Raw genomic sequence first — 14,269 nt, forward strand, 5'->3', positions numbered from 1 at the left:
GGCGCGGCGGCGCGCGCGGGCGAAGCGCTGGCGCTGGGCGCGACGGCGCGCGCAGCCGTCGCCGGCGCGCTGCCGGCTGCGGTCTGCGACGCGCTCGGAGCACCGGCGGCCGCGCCGAGCGCGGTCGCCAGTGCGACGAGCAGAGAGGTGATCATCGGCCGTACGGCGCCGGAAGCGACCGTCAGGAGGTGGCGGCGGCGCCCTCGGCGGGCGTCTCGTCGCCTCTGGCGGCGGCTCTTCTTCTGGCGGCTCTGGCGGCCGCTCTTCTGGCCGGGGCTCTTCTGGCGGGAGCATCGGCTCTGGCCGCGGCTCTCGCCGCTCTTCTCGCCGGAGCGGCGGCTCTCGCCGGCGCCTCGGTCTCAACCGGAGCCTCGGCCTCCGCCGGAGCGGCGTCCGCCTCCGCCACTGCGGGAGCCTCCGCAGCCGGGGCCGGAGCCTCGGCTTCGGCAGCGGCCGGAGCGTCCTCGGCGGGCGTCGGGGCCGGAGCCTCGGCTTCCGCCACGGCAGGGGCCTCGGCCGCGGCCGGGGCGTCGGCCTCCGCCGCAACCGGGGTCTCGACCTCGGCCGGAGCGGCCTCAGCTCTCGCAGCAGCAGGCGTTGCCTCAGCTCTCGCCGCGGCAGCTGCCTCGGCGCTCGCCTCGGCCTTCGGCGCGTCGCCCTTCGGCTTTCTCGCGCCGCCGCTCTCGGCTTCCGCGAGGATCGCCTTCGAGGGGCCGAGCATCATCGTCATGTTGCGGCCGTCCTGGATCGGACGCTGCTCGACGATCGCCAGATCGGCCAGCTCCTCCGCAAGTCTCTCCAGCAGCACCTGACCGCGCTCGGGATGCGTCACCTCGCGCCCGCGGAACATGATCGTGATCTTGACCTTGTCCTTGTGCTTGAGGAAGCGGGTGACGTGCCCCTTCTTCGTCTCGTAGTCGTTCAGCGCGATCTTCGGCCGGAACTTGATCTCCCGGATCGTGATCTGCTGCTGATGCTTCTTGGCCGCCTTGACCTTCTGCGCCTGCTCGTATCTGTACTTGGAGTAGTCCAGGATCCGGCAGACAGGCGGGCGCGCGTCAGCGGCGACCTCGACGAGGTCGAGATCCCGTTCCTGAGCGAGTCTCAGCGCGTCCGGCGTCTTGAGGATGCCGATCTGCTGGCCGTCTTCGCCGATCAGGCGCACCTCTGGAACGCGGATGCGTTCGTTGATGCGCGTGTTGTCCCGCTCTGGCGGGCGCCGGTCAAACCGTCGAGGGACCGGCATTACGAGGCCTTGTTCTGTCGCGTCAAGAGTTGCGCGACGTGTTGGTCATGATCATCAAGGGGTCGCAGTATAGCGTCGCCGACGGCGCAGGAAAGAGAGTGCTGCATCTATGCGGACCGTCGCTCGGTCTCGTCCACCACGCGGGCGACGAAGTCGCCGACCGCGAGGCTGCCGAGGTCGCCCTCTCTGTGGCGCCGCAGACCGACCTCACCGGCCTCCAGCTCTCTGTCCCCGACGATCAGCATGTACGGGATCTTCTGCAGCTCCGCCTCGCGGATCTTGCGGCCGATCGACTCGACGCGCTCGTCGACCTCGACGCGCACGCGTCTGGCGCGCAGCTGCGCGACGACCTCGGCTGCGTAGTCGAGGTGACGGTCGGCGATCGGCAGGACGATCGCCTGCACCGGCGCCAGCCAGACCGGGAACTCGCCCGCGTAGTGCTCGATCAGCATCCCGATGAAGCGCTCGTAGGAGCCCATCGCGGCGCGGTGGATCATCACCGGCGTGTGCTCTCTGTCGTCGGCGCCGACGTAGGTCAGCCCGAAGCGGTCCGGCATCGAGTAGTCGAGCTGGACGGTGCCGAGCTGCCACGAGCGGCCGATCGAGTCGGTCACGTGGAAGTCGATCTTGGGGCCGTAGAAGGCGCCGTCGCCCGGGTTGAGGCGGTAGTCGAGGCCCTTGACCTTCAGCGCCTCGGCCAGCTTGCCCTCGGCGCGATCCCACATCTCGTCGGTGCCGACGCGGTTCTCGGGCCGCGTCGACAGCTCGATGTCGATCTCGAAGTCGAAGCGGCCGAGCGTCTCGAAGATCAGGTCGAGGCAGGCGATCACCTCGTCCTGCACCTGCTCCTCGGTGCAGAAGACGTGCGCGTCGTCCTGCGCGAAGTGCCGCACGCGCATCAGGCCGTGGAGCGTCCCCGACGGCTCGAAGCGATGCAGCAGGCCCGGCTCGCTGTAGCGGATCGGCAGGTCTCTGTAGGAGTGGCGCTGGCTGCCGAAGAGGTGCGCGTGGCCGGGGCAGTTCATCGGCTTGAGCGCCATCTCCCGGTCCTCGGCGGCCGTCAGAAACATGTTCTCGCGGTACTTGCCCCAGTGACCGGAGGTCTTCCACAGCTCGCTGTCGTAGATCTGCGGCGTCTTGACCTCGTCGTAGCCGCGCGGCTCGTTCATGTCACGCGTGAAGGCGACGAGCGAATTCCACAGCTTCGTCCCGCGCGGCAGCCAGAAGGCGGCGCCGGGCGAGACGGCCGAGAACTGGAACAGTCTCAGCTCTCTGCCGAGGCGGCGGTGGTCGCGCTTCTTCGCCTCCTCCAGCATCTCGAGGTACTGCGCCAGCTCCTCCTTGGAGAAGAAGGCGGTGCCGTAGATGCGCGTCAGCATCGTGCGGTTGGCGTCGCCGCGCCAGTAGGCGCCGGCGATCGACTGCAGCTTGAACGCCTTGATCCGCTTCGTGCCGGGGCCGTGCGGGCCGCGGCAGAGGTCGGTGAAGGGGCCGTTGGTGTAGAGCGAGACCGTTCTGACGTCCTCGTTCTTGACGAGGTCCTCGATCAGCTCGACCTTGTACGGCTGGTCCTCGCGCACGAACCGCTCGAGCGCCTCGCCGACGGTCACGTCCTCGCGCGTGAACTGCTCGTCGGCCTTGATGTGCTTGCGCATCTGCTGCTCGATGCGCTCGAAGTCGGCGTCGGAGACGGTGACGCCGTCGGGAAACTCGAAGTCGTAGTAGAAGCCGTTGTCGATCGCCGGGCCGATCGAGATCTTGACGCCCGGAAAGAGGTCGATCACGGCGGCGGCGAGCACGTGCGCGGTGTCGTGACGCAGCAGCTCCAGCGCCTCCTCCCCGCTCTTCTGCGTGAGGATCTCCAGCCGGGCTCCGTCGTGCAGCGGCGCCGTCAGGTCGCGCGGCTCGCCGTCGACCTTGATCGCGAGCGCGGCGCGCGCGAGACCGGCGCCGATCGCGGCGGCGGCATCGGCGCCGGTGGCGCCGTCTTCGAGCTGAAGCTCGGTTCCATCTGGCAGGAGGGCCTTCATCGGTTGGCCAGGATACGCGAAGCGGGCAGCGCGGTCCCGATCAACTGGGGGTAGCCGCACCATCGGCTCGGGGCCTGGCCTCACCCACGCTCGCCGGGCGTCCTCATGGGAGCTGGATCGACCGCTTGGGAGCCTGCTCGCAAGCATCGAGTCACCAGGCCACAAGGGGTTGCGAGCCATCATGCAGAAAGAGAACTTCGCCGCACGCGCCGGCCGTTGGAGCGCGCAACATCGGAAGACGGCCGTGCTGGGCTGGATCGCGTTCGTCGTGATCGCCTTCATGGCCGGCAACATGGTCGGGACCAGACCGGTCAGCGACCGCGACAACGGCACCGGCGAGTCCGGCCGCGCCGAGCAGGTCCTCTACGACGCCTTTCCAGAGCAGGCGAGCGAGACGGTCTTCGTCCAGTCGCCGAGACTGACCGCCGACGACCCGCGGTTCAGAGCGGCGGTCGCGGACGTCGTCAGACGGATGGAGCGCCTGCCCGAGGTCGCCGCGGTCAGCGCGCCCTACGCGGCCGGCAACGCCGGGCAGATCACCGCCGACCGCCACGCCGCGATCGTCCAGATCAAGCTCAGAAGCGGCGAGGACGACGCCGAGGACGACGTCGAGGCGCTGCTGGCGCAGACGAAGGCGGCGCAGGCCGACCATCCCGAGCTGCGCGTCGAGCAGTTCGGCGGCGCCAGCGCCGGCAAGGCGCTCGGCAAGATGTTCGAGGACGACTTCAAGAAGGCCGAGTTCCTCTCGATCCCGGTCACGCTGATCATCCTCGTGTTCGCCTTCGGCGCGTTCGTCGCCGCCGGCATCCCGCTGCTGCTCGCGCTCTCCGCCGTGATGGCGACGCTCGGGCTCGTCTCGATCGGCTCGCACGTGATCGCCGTCGACGAGAGTGTCAGCTCGGTCGTCCTGCTGATCGGCCTCGCCGTCGGGGTCGACTACTCGCTCTTCTACCTCCGCCGCGAACGCGAGGAGCGCGCCGCCGGGCGCAGCGAGGAGGCCGCGCTGCTGGCGGCCGCCGCCACCTCCGGCCGCGCGGTGCTGATCTCCGGCCTGACCGTGATGATCGCGATGGCCGGCATGTTCATCACCGGCGACGCGACCTTCATGGGCATGGGCATGGGCGCGATCCTCGTCGTCGGCGTCTCGCTCGTCGCCTCGCTGACGGTCCTCCCCGCGCTGCTCTCCAAGCTCGGCGACAAGGTCGACCGCGGCCGCATCCCGTTCCTGATGCGCAAGCGCGACGTCTCCAAGACGCCACGGATGTGGTCGGCCGTGATCGACGCCGTGCTGCGCAAGCCGCTCATCTCCGGGCTGCTCGCCGGCGGACTGCTGCTGGCGCTCTGCATCCCAGTGATCGGGATGAAGACGGCCGTGCCCGGGATCGAGACGCTGCCGCGCTCGCTGCCGGTGATGCAGACGTTCGACCGCATCCAGTCGGCCTTCCCCGGCCAGCAGATCGAGGCTGAGCTGGCCGTCAGCGGGGCCGGGAGACTCGACACGCCGCAGGCGCAGGCGGCGCTCGCCGACTTCCGCAGAGCGGCACTCGCCAGCGGCGTGATCCACGAGCCGATCGCGATCGAGCTGTCGAGATCGGGGGACGTCGCGAGAATCAGCCTGCCGATCGACGGCGACGGCACCAACGACGCCTCCGTCAGAGCGCTCGACCTGCTGCGAGGTGAGCTGGCGCCGCAGCTGCGGGCCGAGCTCGGCGCCGGCGCTGACACGCCCGTCACCGGCACGACCGCCGGCACGCAGGACTTCAACGACCTGATGAGCGAGCGGATCCCCTGGGTCTTCGCGTTCGTCCTGACGCTCGCCTTCCTGCTGCTGCTGGTGACCTTCCGGTCGCTGGTGATCGCGACGAAGGCGATCGTGCTGAACCTGCTGTCGGTCGGTGCCGCCTACGGCGTGCTCGTGCTCGTCTTCCAGCACACCTGGGCCGAGTCGCTGCTCGCCTTCGACTCGACCGGCGCGATCACCTCATGGCTGCCGCTGTTCCTGTTCGTGGTCCTGTTCGGCCTGTCGATGGACTACCACGTGTTCATCCTCAGCCGCGTGCGCGAGGCGTACGACCGCGGCATGTCGACCGACCGCGCCGTCGCGCACGGGATCAAGTCGACCGCCTCGACGGTCACCAGCGCGGCGATCATCATGGTCGCGGTCTTCTCGATCTTCGCGACGCTGTCGGCGATCGAGTTCAAGCAGCTCGGCATCGGCCTGGCGGCGGCGATCTTCATCGACGCGACGATCGTGCGAGCGGTGCTGCTGCCCGCGACGATGAAGCTGCTCGGCGAGTGGAACTGGTACCTGCCGCGCTGGCTGGAGTGGCTGCCGCGCGTCACGCACGAGCCGTCGGTCGAGGCGATCGACGGGGACGCGGTCGGGGCTGCGGCCGGTCACGAGCGCGACGACGACCGCGACCGCCGGCTGACGCGGGTGTGAGGCAGGACCGGACGGGTCGGTGCAGAATTTCGGCTTCATGAGCACCGACCCGTTCGGCAATCCCACGCCGGAACCGTCGCGCCCGCCCGGGGCGCGCATCCTTCAGCTCGTCGGCATCACCGAGGTCCTCGTCGGGCTCGTGCTGCTGATCGTCGGCTTCGCGATCGGCGAGCTGATCGTGGCGCTGATCGGCGGCGTGCTCATCGTCAGCTCGGGGACGCTGTTCGTCTTCGCGCGCACGCTCGCCAGGCGCGGCTGAGCGGCGCTAGGCGCCGCTCTGGCTCCCGCCTCGGACGGGATCGTCGGCGGTCGGGCGGGTCGCGCTGTCAACGGGCGGCGGTGGCGACGGGGCGGTGCGCGCGTCGCGCGTGCCGCGCTGATCGTTCAGCTCGTCGTCGGCGAGACCCTGCTCGTGCAGCTCAGCGCGGGTCTCGTGCAGCTTCGCCTCGGCGCGGTCGCGCTCGGCCTCGCGCTCGGACAGCTCGGCACGGGCGCCGCGGCGCTCCGCCTCGACACGGTGGGCGCGGGCGGCGTCGTGACGCTCGTCGACGAGCTTGTGCCGGGCCTTGCTCGCGCGCATCCGCGGGATCAGCACCAGCAGGATCGCCAACACGACGACGACGGCGACCACGATCGCGATGATCGCTCCGGTCGACATCTCGCTCCTCCTTCGGTAGCTCTCACAGGAGCGGTACCCGTTGTCGCTTCCGAGCACGCCGGGCGCAGCGCGACGGTGACAGCCGCGTCAGCCGCGGCAGGCGATGCGTCAGGCCTTCTTGACGACGCTCGACTTCAGCTGCATCGCGCCGAAGCCGTCGACCTTGCAGTCGATGTCGTGGTCGCCGACGCCGTCGACGAGGCGGATGTTGCGGACCTTCGTGCCGGCCTTGATCGGCGCCGAGCTGCCCTTGACCTTCAGCGTCTTGACGACCGTCACCGTGTCGCCGTCGGCGAGCAGGTTGCCGACGGAGTCCCTGACGACCTTCTCAGCCGCCGCGGGCGACTCGCCGGCCGCTGCCGGCGACCACTCGTGCGCGCACATCGAGCAGACCTGCAGCCCGCCCAGCTCGTACGTGTACTCGCTGGCGCAGGCGGGACATGTGGGGATCGTGTCACTCATCTGAACGACGAAAGCCCCGCATTTGCGGGGCTTTCGAGGAGTGGGCGATACTGGGCTCGAACCAGTGACCTCCGCCTTGTCGAGGCGGCGCTCTCCCAGCTGAGCTAATCGCCCTGGGAGATCGGAAGCATACACAGGAGGCCCCGGCGCGTGCCTCCCGACCTCGTCCTCGCCGCTGCCGCAGCGCGCACGCGCGCGCGAGGGCGTCGATCCGGCGGTTCCTCCGGCGAATCTGCCGGATCGCTGGGAGATCGCGGGGAACCGACCGGATAGTCCGGCGCGAGCCGCCCTTCCGGCGGCCGAGACCGCCGCAACGGACCCCGAAGGAGAGCAGCATGGCCGACGTCTACTACCAGGACACGCCCGTCAGAGTGATCGTCGACGATGTCGCGCAGACACTCGACGACAGCTACCTCGCGAGCGTGATCGTCGACCAGGTCGGCGTCGAGAACCTCGTCGGCCCGGCCGGGCCGCAGGGCGAGACGGGACCGCAGGGGGAGCAGGGTCCGACCGGACCCGCCGGCAGCGACGCGACGCTCGCCGACGGCAGCGTCACCGCGGCCAAGCTCGCGGCCGGGCTGAAGCCGACCGGCACGGCGACCGACGCCACCGAGGCCGTCCGCAGACTCGGCAGCGGCGCCGGCGAGGCCGTTCCAGGGATCAACGGCGTCGGGCGCGTCGCGCACGGCGCCGCCACCGACGTCTCACGCCCGACCGGTTATGCGCTCGTGATCTGGATCGGATCGGGCGATCCGGCGAGCAAGGCGACCGGCGACCTCTGGATCAGAACCCCCGCCGCATGACCGGCTCGCGCAGATTCAACGGTGCGATCGACGCGATCCGCTTCACGCTGACCTCGCCCAATCCAACCGGCGCGATCACGTTGCTGGCGGTGATCAAGCCGATCAACGTGAGCGAGAGAGTCGCGCTCCTGAACGGCAGCGGGTACACGCCCGAATGGGGATGGGCCTCGGGCCAGGTCTACCTGTACAACCCCTCCTCGCCGTCGAGCGGCCCTTTCGCGCCTACCGCGAACAGATGGCAGGTGTTCGCCACGACCAAGGCGGCCGGGACGTTCAGACCGATCCACCACCTGAAGCTGCTCGACGCCGCCGACACGCCGCTGCACAGAGAGGGCGCCACGGAGCTGCCCAACTTCACGCCGCTCTCCTACTGGGATCTCGGCACCGACAGCACCGACTGGTCGACCGCGACCGACTGGTGGTATGAGGGGCTCGTCGCCGGGTTCGCGATCTTCGACCGGGTGCTGTCGAACACCGAGATCGAGGCGTGCACGTCGTGGGCGACGATCCGCGCGCTCAATCCGGTCCGCGCCACGCGCCTCGACGGCGATCCGCCCTTCGCCGGGCAGGAGCTCACCAGACCGCAGCGCTCGACGCACCACACCGAGTCGCCGCCGAGCTTCTGGCCGTCGCAGTACTGCGAGATGGTGATGGCTGACAACCCGAGCGCCTACTTCCGCCTCGGCGAGAGCTTCGGAACGACCGCGGTCGACACCGTCGGCGGCGCGGCCGGGACGTACGTCGGCACCTTTGCGCTCGGCCAGCCAGCCGTCGCGCCGTGGTCCGGCGGAACCGCGGTGAGATTCGACGCCCTGACGAGAGGCTATGTGAGCGTCGTCGACCGCGCCGCGCTCGACCTCGGCGACACCTTCACGCTCGAGGCGTGGGTGCGGATGTCCGACGTCGTGCTGGGCGGCATCGTCGACAAGGGCGACGGCGGCTACATCCTGCGCACGACCGAGAGCGGCAGACTGCTGCTGCGGCGCAACAACAGAGGCGACGTCGTCACCAGCACCGTGGCGCTGACGCCCGGCAAGGCCCACCACGTCGTCGCGACGAAGGCGGCCGGCGTCGCGAAGCTGTATCTCGACGGCGTCGACGTCACCGGCACGGTCACCAATCAGACGATGCAGGACACCGCGCTCCCACTGAACATCGGCGCCGCGGACGCCGGCATAAACAACCTGTTGACCGGCACCATCGACGAGGTCGCCCTGTACAAGACGGCGCTCACCGCAACGCGCGTGAGAGCCCACTACGACGCGGGGACCGGCGCCGTCGTCTCGCGCTGGTCCGGATCGAACTGGCAGGACGTGCCGGTTGACGTCTGGAACGGGACGAGCTGGAGACGGACGGAGGAGATCGCCCGCGCCTGACCGTGGGCGCGGTGCGGGCCGGCGGCCCGGGCGCCGCGGCGCTCGCACGCCGGCACCGCCGGGGCCTGCGGTTCACGCTGCGTGAGACCGGCCCGATCATCTACCCTTCTCGTCCCTGGCGACGTGGCGGAGTGGCTACGCAGCGGCCTGCAAAGCCGTGTACACCGGTTCGATTCCGGTCGTCGCCTTCCGCCGCCGCCCGCTCAGTAGCCGACGACGGTGAAGCGGACGCCGTCGCACCAGCGCCGCAGCTTCAGCCCGACGCTCGCGCCGGCGCCGCGGTTCTCGCCGCTGGGGACGTAGGCGACGTGCGCTCTCCAGTCAGCGCGCGCCATCGCCATCGGCCACTCGTCGCGGTCGTAGCCGGGGCGCGTCGGGATGCCGCGCAGCAGCCGGTCGCGGCGCTGGTCGGCACCGTCGCGGCGTATCCGCAGCACGCGCGGATAGCCGGCGCGGACGGCGGCGTCGATGTGCGCGAGCACGCGCGGGTATCTCGTCGCGCTGATGCCGACCTCGACGACGCGCGAGGTGCGCTGGCAGGCGCGCGCGCCGGTCGCCGCTCTCGTGACGCCGCCGCTCGGCGTCGTCCGCTCGGCGATCCCACCGACCAGCGAGTCCGCGCCGCACCCGGCGAGGGCGGCGGCTGCGAGCAAGGAGAGCAGGAGGAGAAGGAGTGAACGCACGGCCGCGGCACGCTAGCGGCGCGAGCGGCGGCAATGGGTGGCGCGAGCGGCGTCGCGCGCGGGCGCCGGCTCAGCTCAGCTCAGCCGCGCCGGCCACGGCGGCTCGGCGCCGGCGTCGGTCGCGCTCGCCGGATCGGCCGCGAGCAGCAGCCGCCGCGTGCGCACGAGGTGGTCGCGCATCGCGTCGCCGACGGCGGCGGCGTCGCCGGCGCGCAGCGCGTCGAGGATCCGCACGTGCTCGTCGTAGATCGCGCGCAGATCGCGGCCGCGGCCGACCGTCGAGGCGCCGCGGAAGCGGACGAAGTCGCGCAGCGAGCCGACGACGCCGACGAGGCGGCGGTTGCCGGCGGCCGCCAGCAGCGCCTCGTGGAAGCGTCTGTCGTGGATCATGAACGCGCGCTCGTCGCCGCCGTCGATCTGCTCACGCATCGCGTCGAGGATCGCGGTCAGCTCGGCCAGCTCGCGCTCCCCGACCAGCTCGGCGGCGCGGCGCGCGGCCGGCACCTCCAGCAGCAGCCGCAGCGCGAAGACCTCGTCGAGGTCGTGGGCGGAGGATTCGAGCACGCGCGCGCCGCGGTTGCGCTCGAAGCGCACCATCCCCTGCCGCTCCAGCAGCAGCAGCGCCTCGCGCACGGGCGTGCGCGAGACCTGCAGCCGCTCGGCCAGTCTGGCGACGGAGTACAGCTCGCCCGCGCGCAGGCGGCCGTCGACGATCGCCGCGCGCAACGCGGCGACCGCCCGGTCGGTCAGCGTCTGACGCGCTCCTTCGAGCGCGCCGAGCGCCAGCGGGCGCTCGTCGCTGTCGGCCGGCTGGGTCAGTCGTAGACCCCCGCGGGGCTCTGCTTGAAGGTCGGCCACGCCTCGGGGTCGTGGCCGGTGACGACGGTCGCGTCGCTGCGGCGGGCTATGTGGTGGAGCTTGCGCACCGAGCGCACGGCGTCGACGGCGGAGGCGAGGAAGCCGGGCAGCGCTCTCTCGTTCCAGTGGTCGGTCGTGTACGCGGCGTCGACCGTCAGCAGCATCGCGCCGCTGTTGGGCAGCGTGATCTCGAACGACTGGTGGCCGGGCGCGTGACCGGGCGTGCGCCAGCAGCGGATCGTGCCGTCGCCGAAGAGGTCGTAGCCGTCCTCGGTCTCCTCCAGCAGCGTCCACGGCACGTTCGGCTTCACGTAGTCCGCCTTGATGTAGCCGCCGTCGGCGAACCAGTCGGGCGCGTGCGCGTACTCGAACTCGGTCCGCGTCGCGACGACCTCGGCGTTCGGAAAGGCTTCGAGCGCCGCGAGCGCGCCGGTGTGGTCGAGGTGCAGATGCGACTGGAGTATGTAGCGCACGTCGGCGGGATCGAAGCCGGCCGCCTGGAGCGTCGGGACGCAGGCGTCGGCGGCCGTCATCGTCGGCCAGTAGACGTCGCTGATCCCGCCCCAGTGCTTGACAGCGTCCTCGGCGCACTCGGCGGCGTTGCCGCCGTCGATCACGACGAGACCGCGCGGATGCTCGATCAGGTACCAGGGGACGGGGATCTCGTAGGGGTCGCCGAGCCCCTGGTTCATCTTGATGTTCTCGACATGGCACTTGAGCGTGCCGCACTCGAACATGTGCAGGCGCGGGCCGTCGGTCGTTGCGGACATCGTGTCTCTCCCCTCGTTCACCAGTTGCGCATCGATGCGGTGATGATGTGGTGCAGGTCCTGCGGGCTCGGTTCGCGTGGGGCGATCACGAGCAGGCGCTGCTGCTTCAGCGCGCCCTCGACGAGCGCCGGCACGTCGTCCTCGGTGTAACCGAGCTCGGCGATGCCGCTGGGTGCGCCGACGTCCTTCATCAATTGAGTGAGGACGTCCGGCAGCGTGTCGGGGCCGGGGTTCTCAATTGGGCTGCCGTGCAGCAGCTCGGCGACGTGATGGTGACGCTCCGGCGCCGCTTCGTAGGTGAAGCGGAAGGAGGCCGGGGCGGTGACGATCACCGAGTGGCCGTGCGGGACGAACGGGTGGTCGTCCGGGTAGCCGGGCGGCTGGTAGACGTGTTTGAGGCCGGCGATCGGGTACGCGCAGGCGTGCGGGATGTGGACGCCGGCGGAGCCGAAGCCGACGCCGGCCATCGTCGCGCCGAGCATCATCCAGCCACGTGCCTCGACGTCGTCCGCATCGGCGACCGCCCGGCGGAGGTACTTGCCGCCGTACTCGAGCGCCTTCGCCGACCAGACGTCGGCGACCGGGTTGGAGCCCTGGTAGGGCGGCCGGTCGTCGGGTCCGGCGGGGCGCGGGCGCGTGTCGAACGGCCGCGAGATGTACGACTCGGCCGCGTGACAGACGACGTCGAGACCGGCCGAAGAGGTGATCTCGGCGGCCAGCGTGCGCGTCAGCTCGGGGTCGACGATCGCCTGCGCCGGGCGCAGGTAGCGGTGCGAGATGCCCGTCTTGACCTTCAGCTGCGGGATGTCGAGGACCGCCACCGTCGTCGCCTCCGAGCCCGTGCCGGAGGTCGTCGGGATCGCGAGGTGGGGCTTCAGCGGCGCGGGCGGTTTCTTGCCGCCGCCGACCGGCGCGTTGACGTAGTCCATCACCGGCGCCGGGTGGCTGAGGACGAGGTTGGCGACCTTCGCCGTGTCCATCGCCGAGCCGCCGCCGACGGAGACGAAGCCGTCGACCCCTTCGGCGATCGCGAAGTCGGCCGCCTCCTGCAGCGAGTCGAGCGTCGGCTCGACACGGCTGCGGTCGTAGAGGACGACCTCGATGCCCTCGGCCTCGATCAGGCCCTTGATCCGCTCGGGGTGGCCGAGCGCCGCGACGCCCGGGTCGGTCACGAGCAGCACCCGGCGCACGCCGAGCCGCTTCAGCTCCCAACCCGCGTCTGCCGAGGAGCCCGGGCCGAACTTCACCGGCGTCGCCTCCAACGTGAAGATCGCTTCTCGATCTTCAGCCATCTTCTCTTCCTCCTTGATGGGACCAGCTCCCCCGGGGGCAGGTGCCGCGCCGCTTCCGCTCGTGCCTTCTGGGCGGCGCCGCTCCCCCGTCGGTTCGAGTAGCATGTCACATGTTATGGAGTGGAGACAAGCCCTTGTGGAGATCGTCGGCGCCGGCCACGTGCTCGACGACCCGGCGGTGACCGAGCAGTACGAGCGCGACTGGACGGGCCGGTTCGGCGGGCGCGCCTTGTGCGTCGTGCGGCCGTCCGATGCGCGTGAGGTCGCCGCGGTGATGGAGGTCTGTTCTTCGGCCGGCGTGGCGGTCGTCCCCCAGGGCGGGAACACCGGCCTGGTCGGCGGCGGCGTGCCGCGCGGCGGCGAGGTCGTGCTGTCGCTGGCGCGGCTTGCGGGAATCGGTCCGGTCGATGGCGCGCTCGGGCTGGTCGAGGTCGGCGCCGGCGTGACGCTGGCCGCGCTGCAGGCGCATGCGCGGTCCGCCGGCTTCGAGGCCGGGCTCGACTTCGCCGCGCGCGACTCGTGCACGATCGGCGGCGCGGTCGCCTGCGACGCCGGCGGCGCGCGGGCGCTGAGCCATGGCACGGCACGCGCGCGCGTCGCGGGCCTGGAGGCGGTGCTGGCCGACGGCACCGTCGTGACGCGGATGGCCGGCCTCGCGAAGGACAACGCCGGCTACGACCTGCCCTCGCTGCTGGTCGGGTCGGAGGGTACGCTCGGCGTGATCACGCGCGTGCTGTGGAGGTTGGAGCTGCGCCGCGACGCGCGCGTCGCGGCGCTCGTACCGCTTCCCGGGATAGACGAGGCCGCGGCGCTGCTGGCCGCGCTGCGCGCCGAGGCGCCGTCGCTGGAGAGCTGCGACTTCTTCCTCGACGAGGGGCTGCAGCTCGTGCTCGCGCATCAGCGCCGGTCCTCCCCGCTGGAGGCGGCGGCCCCGGTGTACGTGCTGGCCGAGTGCGCCGGTCGCACCGACCCGACCGAGGAGCTGGCTGAAGCGCTCTCGCGCGCGGGCGTGGAGGAAGCGCTGATCGCCGACGACACGCCCGGCCGCGAGCGTCTGTGGGCGCTGCGCGAGGGACATGCCGACGCGATCAATGCGGCCGGTGTCCCCCACAAGCTCGACGTCGGGGTTCCACTGGCGTCGCTCGGCGCGTTCCTCGACGCGGTGCCGGGGGCGGTCGCCGCCGCCGCGCCGGACGTGCCGGGCGGGGTGCGCGCGATCCTCTTCGGCCACCTCGGCGACGGCAACGTGCACGTCAACCTGCTCGGCCCCGCCGACGACGACGAGCGCGCCGACGATGCCGTCCTGGAGCTGGTGCTCGCCCACGGCGGCACGATCAGCGCCGAGCACGGCGTCGGCCTCGCCAAGGCCCGCTGGCTGGAGCGGGCGCGCGGCGCCTCCGAGGTCGGTGTGCTGCGCGCGGTGAAGCGCGCGCTCGACCCGGCGGGGCTGCTGAACCCGGGGAAAGTGCTGCCCGAGGAGGCGTGATCGCCGGACGAGCCGGGGATGTCGTGCGGGCGCGCGACCTCACGACACGTCGCGCGCGAGCTTGGCTATACTGGCGAAGCCCTGCGGATGTAGCTCAGTTGGCTAGAGCGTCTGCTTGCCATGCAGAAGGTCGAGAGTTCGAGTCTCTTCATCCGCTTCACA

General features: G+C 71.1%; 13 protein-coding genes and 3 tRNA genes. 7 read left to right on the forward strand and 9 right to left on the reverse strand.

Annotated elements, in window-relative coordinates; all coding sequences use genetic code 11:
* Nucleotides 1-181: 181 nt before the first annotated feature.
* Together infC and thrS are read right to left on the reverse strand one after the other, a co-directional pair.
* Nucleotides 182-1,165: a translation initiation factor IF-3 gene (gene infC, locus R7226_RS15575; protein ID WP_404827855.1), complete on the reverse strand. Its 984-nt coding sequence runs from the start codon at nucleotides 1,163-1,165 to the stop codon at nucleotides 182-184.
* Between the two features lie 188 nt (nucleotides 1,166-1,353).
* Nucleotides 1,354-3,276, reverse strand: a complete 1,923-nt coding sequence (gene thrS / locus R7226_RS15580; RefSeq protein WP_318598106.1) for a threonine--tRNA ligase — start codon at nucleotides 3,274-3,276, stop codon at nucleotides 1,354-1,356.
* A gap of 181 nt (nucleotides 3,277-3,457) precedes the next feature.
* Here thrS and R7226_RS15585 point away from each other — a divergent pair, with 181 nt between their 5' ends.
* Nucleotides 3,458-5,719, forward strand: coding sequence for an MMPL family transporter (locus R7226_RS15585; RefSeq protein ID WP_318598107.1), 2,262 nt, complete (start codon nucleotides 3,458-3,460; stop codon nucleotides 5,717-5,719).
* A 37-nt stretch (nucleotides 5,720-5,756) separates the two neighbouring features.
* Nucleotides 5,757-5,978: a hypothetical protein gene (locus tag R7226_RS15590; protein WP_318598108.1), complete on the forward strand. Its 222-nt coding sequence runs from the start codon at nucleotides 5,757-5,759 to the stop codon at nucleotides 5,976-5,978.
* A 6-nt stretch (nucleotides 5,979-5,984) separates the two neighbouring features.
* On the opposite strand, the gene R7226_RS15595 is transcribed toward R7226_RS15590, so the two are convergent.
* From R7226_RS15595 to R7226_RS15605, 3 genes are all read right to left on the reverse strand, one after another.
* Nucleotides 5,985-6,377, reverse strand: a complete 393-nt coding sequence (locus tag R7226_RS15595) for a hypothetical protein (protein WP_318598109.1) — start codon at nucleotides 6,375-6,377, stop codon at nucleotides 5,985-5,987.
* 108 nt (nucleotides 6,378-6,485) lie between these two features.
* Nucleotides 6,486-6,839 carry a zinc ribbon domain-containing protein YjdM gene (locus tag R7226_RS15600; RefSeq protein WP_318598110.1) on the reverse strand — a complete coding sequence of 118 codons (354 nt, stop codon included), beginning with the start codon at nucleotides 6,837-6,839 and terminating at the stop codon, nucleotides 6,486-6,488.
* Between the two features lie 41 nt (nucleotides 6,840-6,880).
* Nucleotides 6,881-6,953, reverse strand: a tRNA-Val gene (locus tag R7226_RS15605).
* Nucleotides 6,954-7,174: 221 nt separating this feature from the next.
* On the opposite strand from R7226_RS15605, the gene R7226_RS15610 reads away from it, so the two are divergent.
* The 3 genes from R7226_RS15610 (at nucleotide 7,175) to R7226_RS15620 (ending at nucleotide 9,206) form a co-directional block, all read left to right on the forward strand.
* A complete protein-coding gene (locus R7226_RS15610; RefSeq protein WP_318598111.1) occupies nucleotides 7,175-7,642 on the forward strand; it encodes a hypothetical protein in 468 nt (155 codons plus the stop codon).
* Nucleotides 7,639-9,018: a LamG domain-containing protein gene (locus tag R7226_RS15615; RefSeq protein ID WP_318598112.1), complete on the forward strand. Its 1,380-nt coding sequence runs from the start codon at nucleotides 7,639-7,641 to the stop codon at nucleotides 9,016-9,018. Before R7226_RS15610 ends, R7226_RS15615 begins: the two co-directional genes overlap by 4 nt.
* A 117-nt stretch (nucleotides 9,019-9,135) precedes the next feature.
* A tRNA-Cys gene (locus tag R7226_RS15620) sits at nucleotides 9,136-9,206 on the forward strand.
* Between the two features lie 15 nt (nucleotides 9,207-9,221).
* Here R7226_RS15620 and R7226_RS15625 read toward each other — a convergent pair.
* The 4 genes from R7226_RS15625 to R7226_RS15640 all read right to left on the reverse strand — a co-directional run bounded on the left by R7226_RS15625 (nucleotide 9,222) and on the right by R7226_RS15640 (nucleotide 12,621).
* Nucleotides 9,222-9,701, reverse strand: coding sequence for a NucA/NucB deoxyribonuclease domain-containing protein (locus tag R7226_RS15625; protein WP_318598113.1), 480 nt, complete (start codon nucleotides 9,699-9,701; stop codon nucleotides 9,222-9,224).
* A 75-nt stretch (nucleotides 9,702-9,776) separates the two neighbouring features.
* Nucleotides 9,777-10,487, reverse strand: a complete 711-nt coding sequence (locus R7226_RS15630; RefSeq protein WP_404827856.1) for a GntR family transcriptional regulator — start codon at nucleotides 10,485-10,487, stop codon at nucleotides 9,777-9,779.
* A gap of 29 nt (nucleotides 10,488-10,516) precedes the next feature.
* Nucleotides 10,517-11,329 (reverse strand): AttM family quorum-quenching N-acyl homoserine lactonase, encoded by an 813-nt coding sequence (attM, locus tag R7226_RS15635; protein WP_318598115.1) that lies wholly within the window; start codon nucleotides 11,327-11,329, stop codon nucleotides 10,517-10,519.
* Nucleotides 11,330-11,346: 17 nt separating this feature from the next.
* Complete coding sequence (locus R7226_RS15640) at nucleotides 11,347-12,621, reverse strand: hydroxyacid-oxoacid transhydrogenase (protein WP_318598116.1); 1,275 nt, start codon at nucleotides 12,619-12,621, stop codon at nucleotides 11,347-11,349.
* A 115-nt stretch (nucleotides 12,622-12,736) separates the two neighbouring features.
* On the opposite strand from R7226_RS15640, the gene R7226_RS15645 reads away from it, so the two are divergent.
* Both R7226_RS15645 and R7226_RS15650 read left to right on the forward strand, forming a co-directional pair.
* Nucleotides 12,737-14,107 carry an FAD-binding oxidoreductase gene (locus R7226_RS15645; RefSeq protein ID WP_318598117.1) on the forward strand — a complete coding sequence of 457 codons (1,371 nt, stop codon included), beginning with the start codon at nucleotides 12,737-12,739 and terminating at the stop codon, nucleotides 14,105-14,107.
* A gap of 83 nt (nucleotides 14,108-14,190) precedes the next feature.
* Nucleotides 14,191-14,264 (forward strand) — tRNA-Gly (locus R7226_RS15650).
* Nucleotides 14,265-14,269: the final 5 nt, after the last annotated feature.

The organism is Conexibacter stalactiti, assembly GCF_033542075.1.
Lineage (GTDB): Bacteria > Actinomycetota > Thermoleophilia > Solirubrobacterales > Solirubrobacteraceae > Conexibacter > Conexibacter stalactiti.

Bases quoted from the DNA above. Each gene is read 5' to 3' on its own strand.
- R7226_RS15590 (WP_318598108.1), top strand. From the start codon at position 5,757: ATGAGCACCGACCCGTTCGGCAATCCCACGCCGGAACCGTCGCGCCCG.
- R7226_RS15640 (WP_318598116.1), bottom strand. From the start codon at position 12,621: ATGGCTGAAGATCGAGAAGCGATCTTCACGTTGGAGGCGACGCCGGTG.
- R7226_RS15600 (WP_318598110.1), bottom strand. From the start codon at position 6,839: ATGAGTGACACGATCCCCACATGTCCCGCCTGCGCCAGCGAGTACACG.
- R7226_RS15595 (WP_318598109.1), bottom strand. From the start codon at position 6,377: ATGTCGACCGGAGCGATCATCGCGATCGTGGTCGCCGTCGTCGTCGTG.
- thrS (WP_318598106.1), bottom strand. From the start codon at position 3,276: ATGAAGGCCCTCCTGCCAGATGGAACCGAGCTTCAGCTCGAAGACGGC.
- R7226_RS15615 (WP_318598112.1), top strand. From the start codon at position 7,639: ATGACCGGCTCGCGCAGATTCAACGGTGCGATCGACGCGATCCGCTTC.
- R7226_RS15610 (WP_318598111.1), top strand. From the start codon at position 7,175: ATGGCCGACGTCTACTACCAGGACACGCCCGTCAGAGTGATCGTCGAC.
- R7226_RS15585 (WP_318598107.1), top strand. From the start codon at position 3,458: ATGCAGAAAGAGAACTTCGCCGCACGCGCCGGCCGTTGGAGCGCGCAA.
- attM (WP_318598115.1), bottom strand. From the start codon at position 11,329: ATGTCCGCAACGACCGACGGCCCGCGCCTGCACATGTTCGAGTGCGGC.
- R7226_RS15645 (WP_318598117.1), top strand. From the start codon at position 12,737: ATGGAGTGGAGACAAGCCCTTGTGGAGATCGTCGGCGCCGGCCACGTG.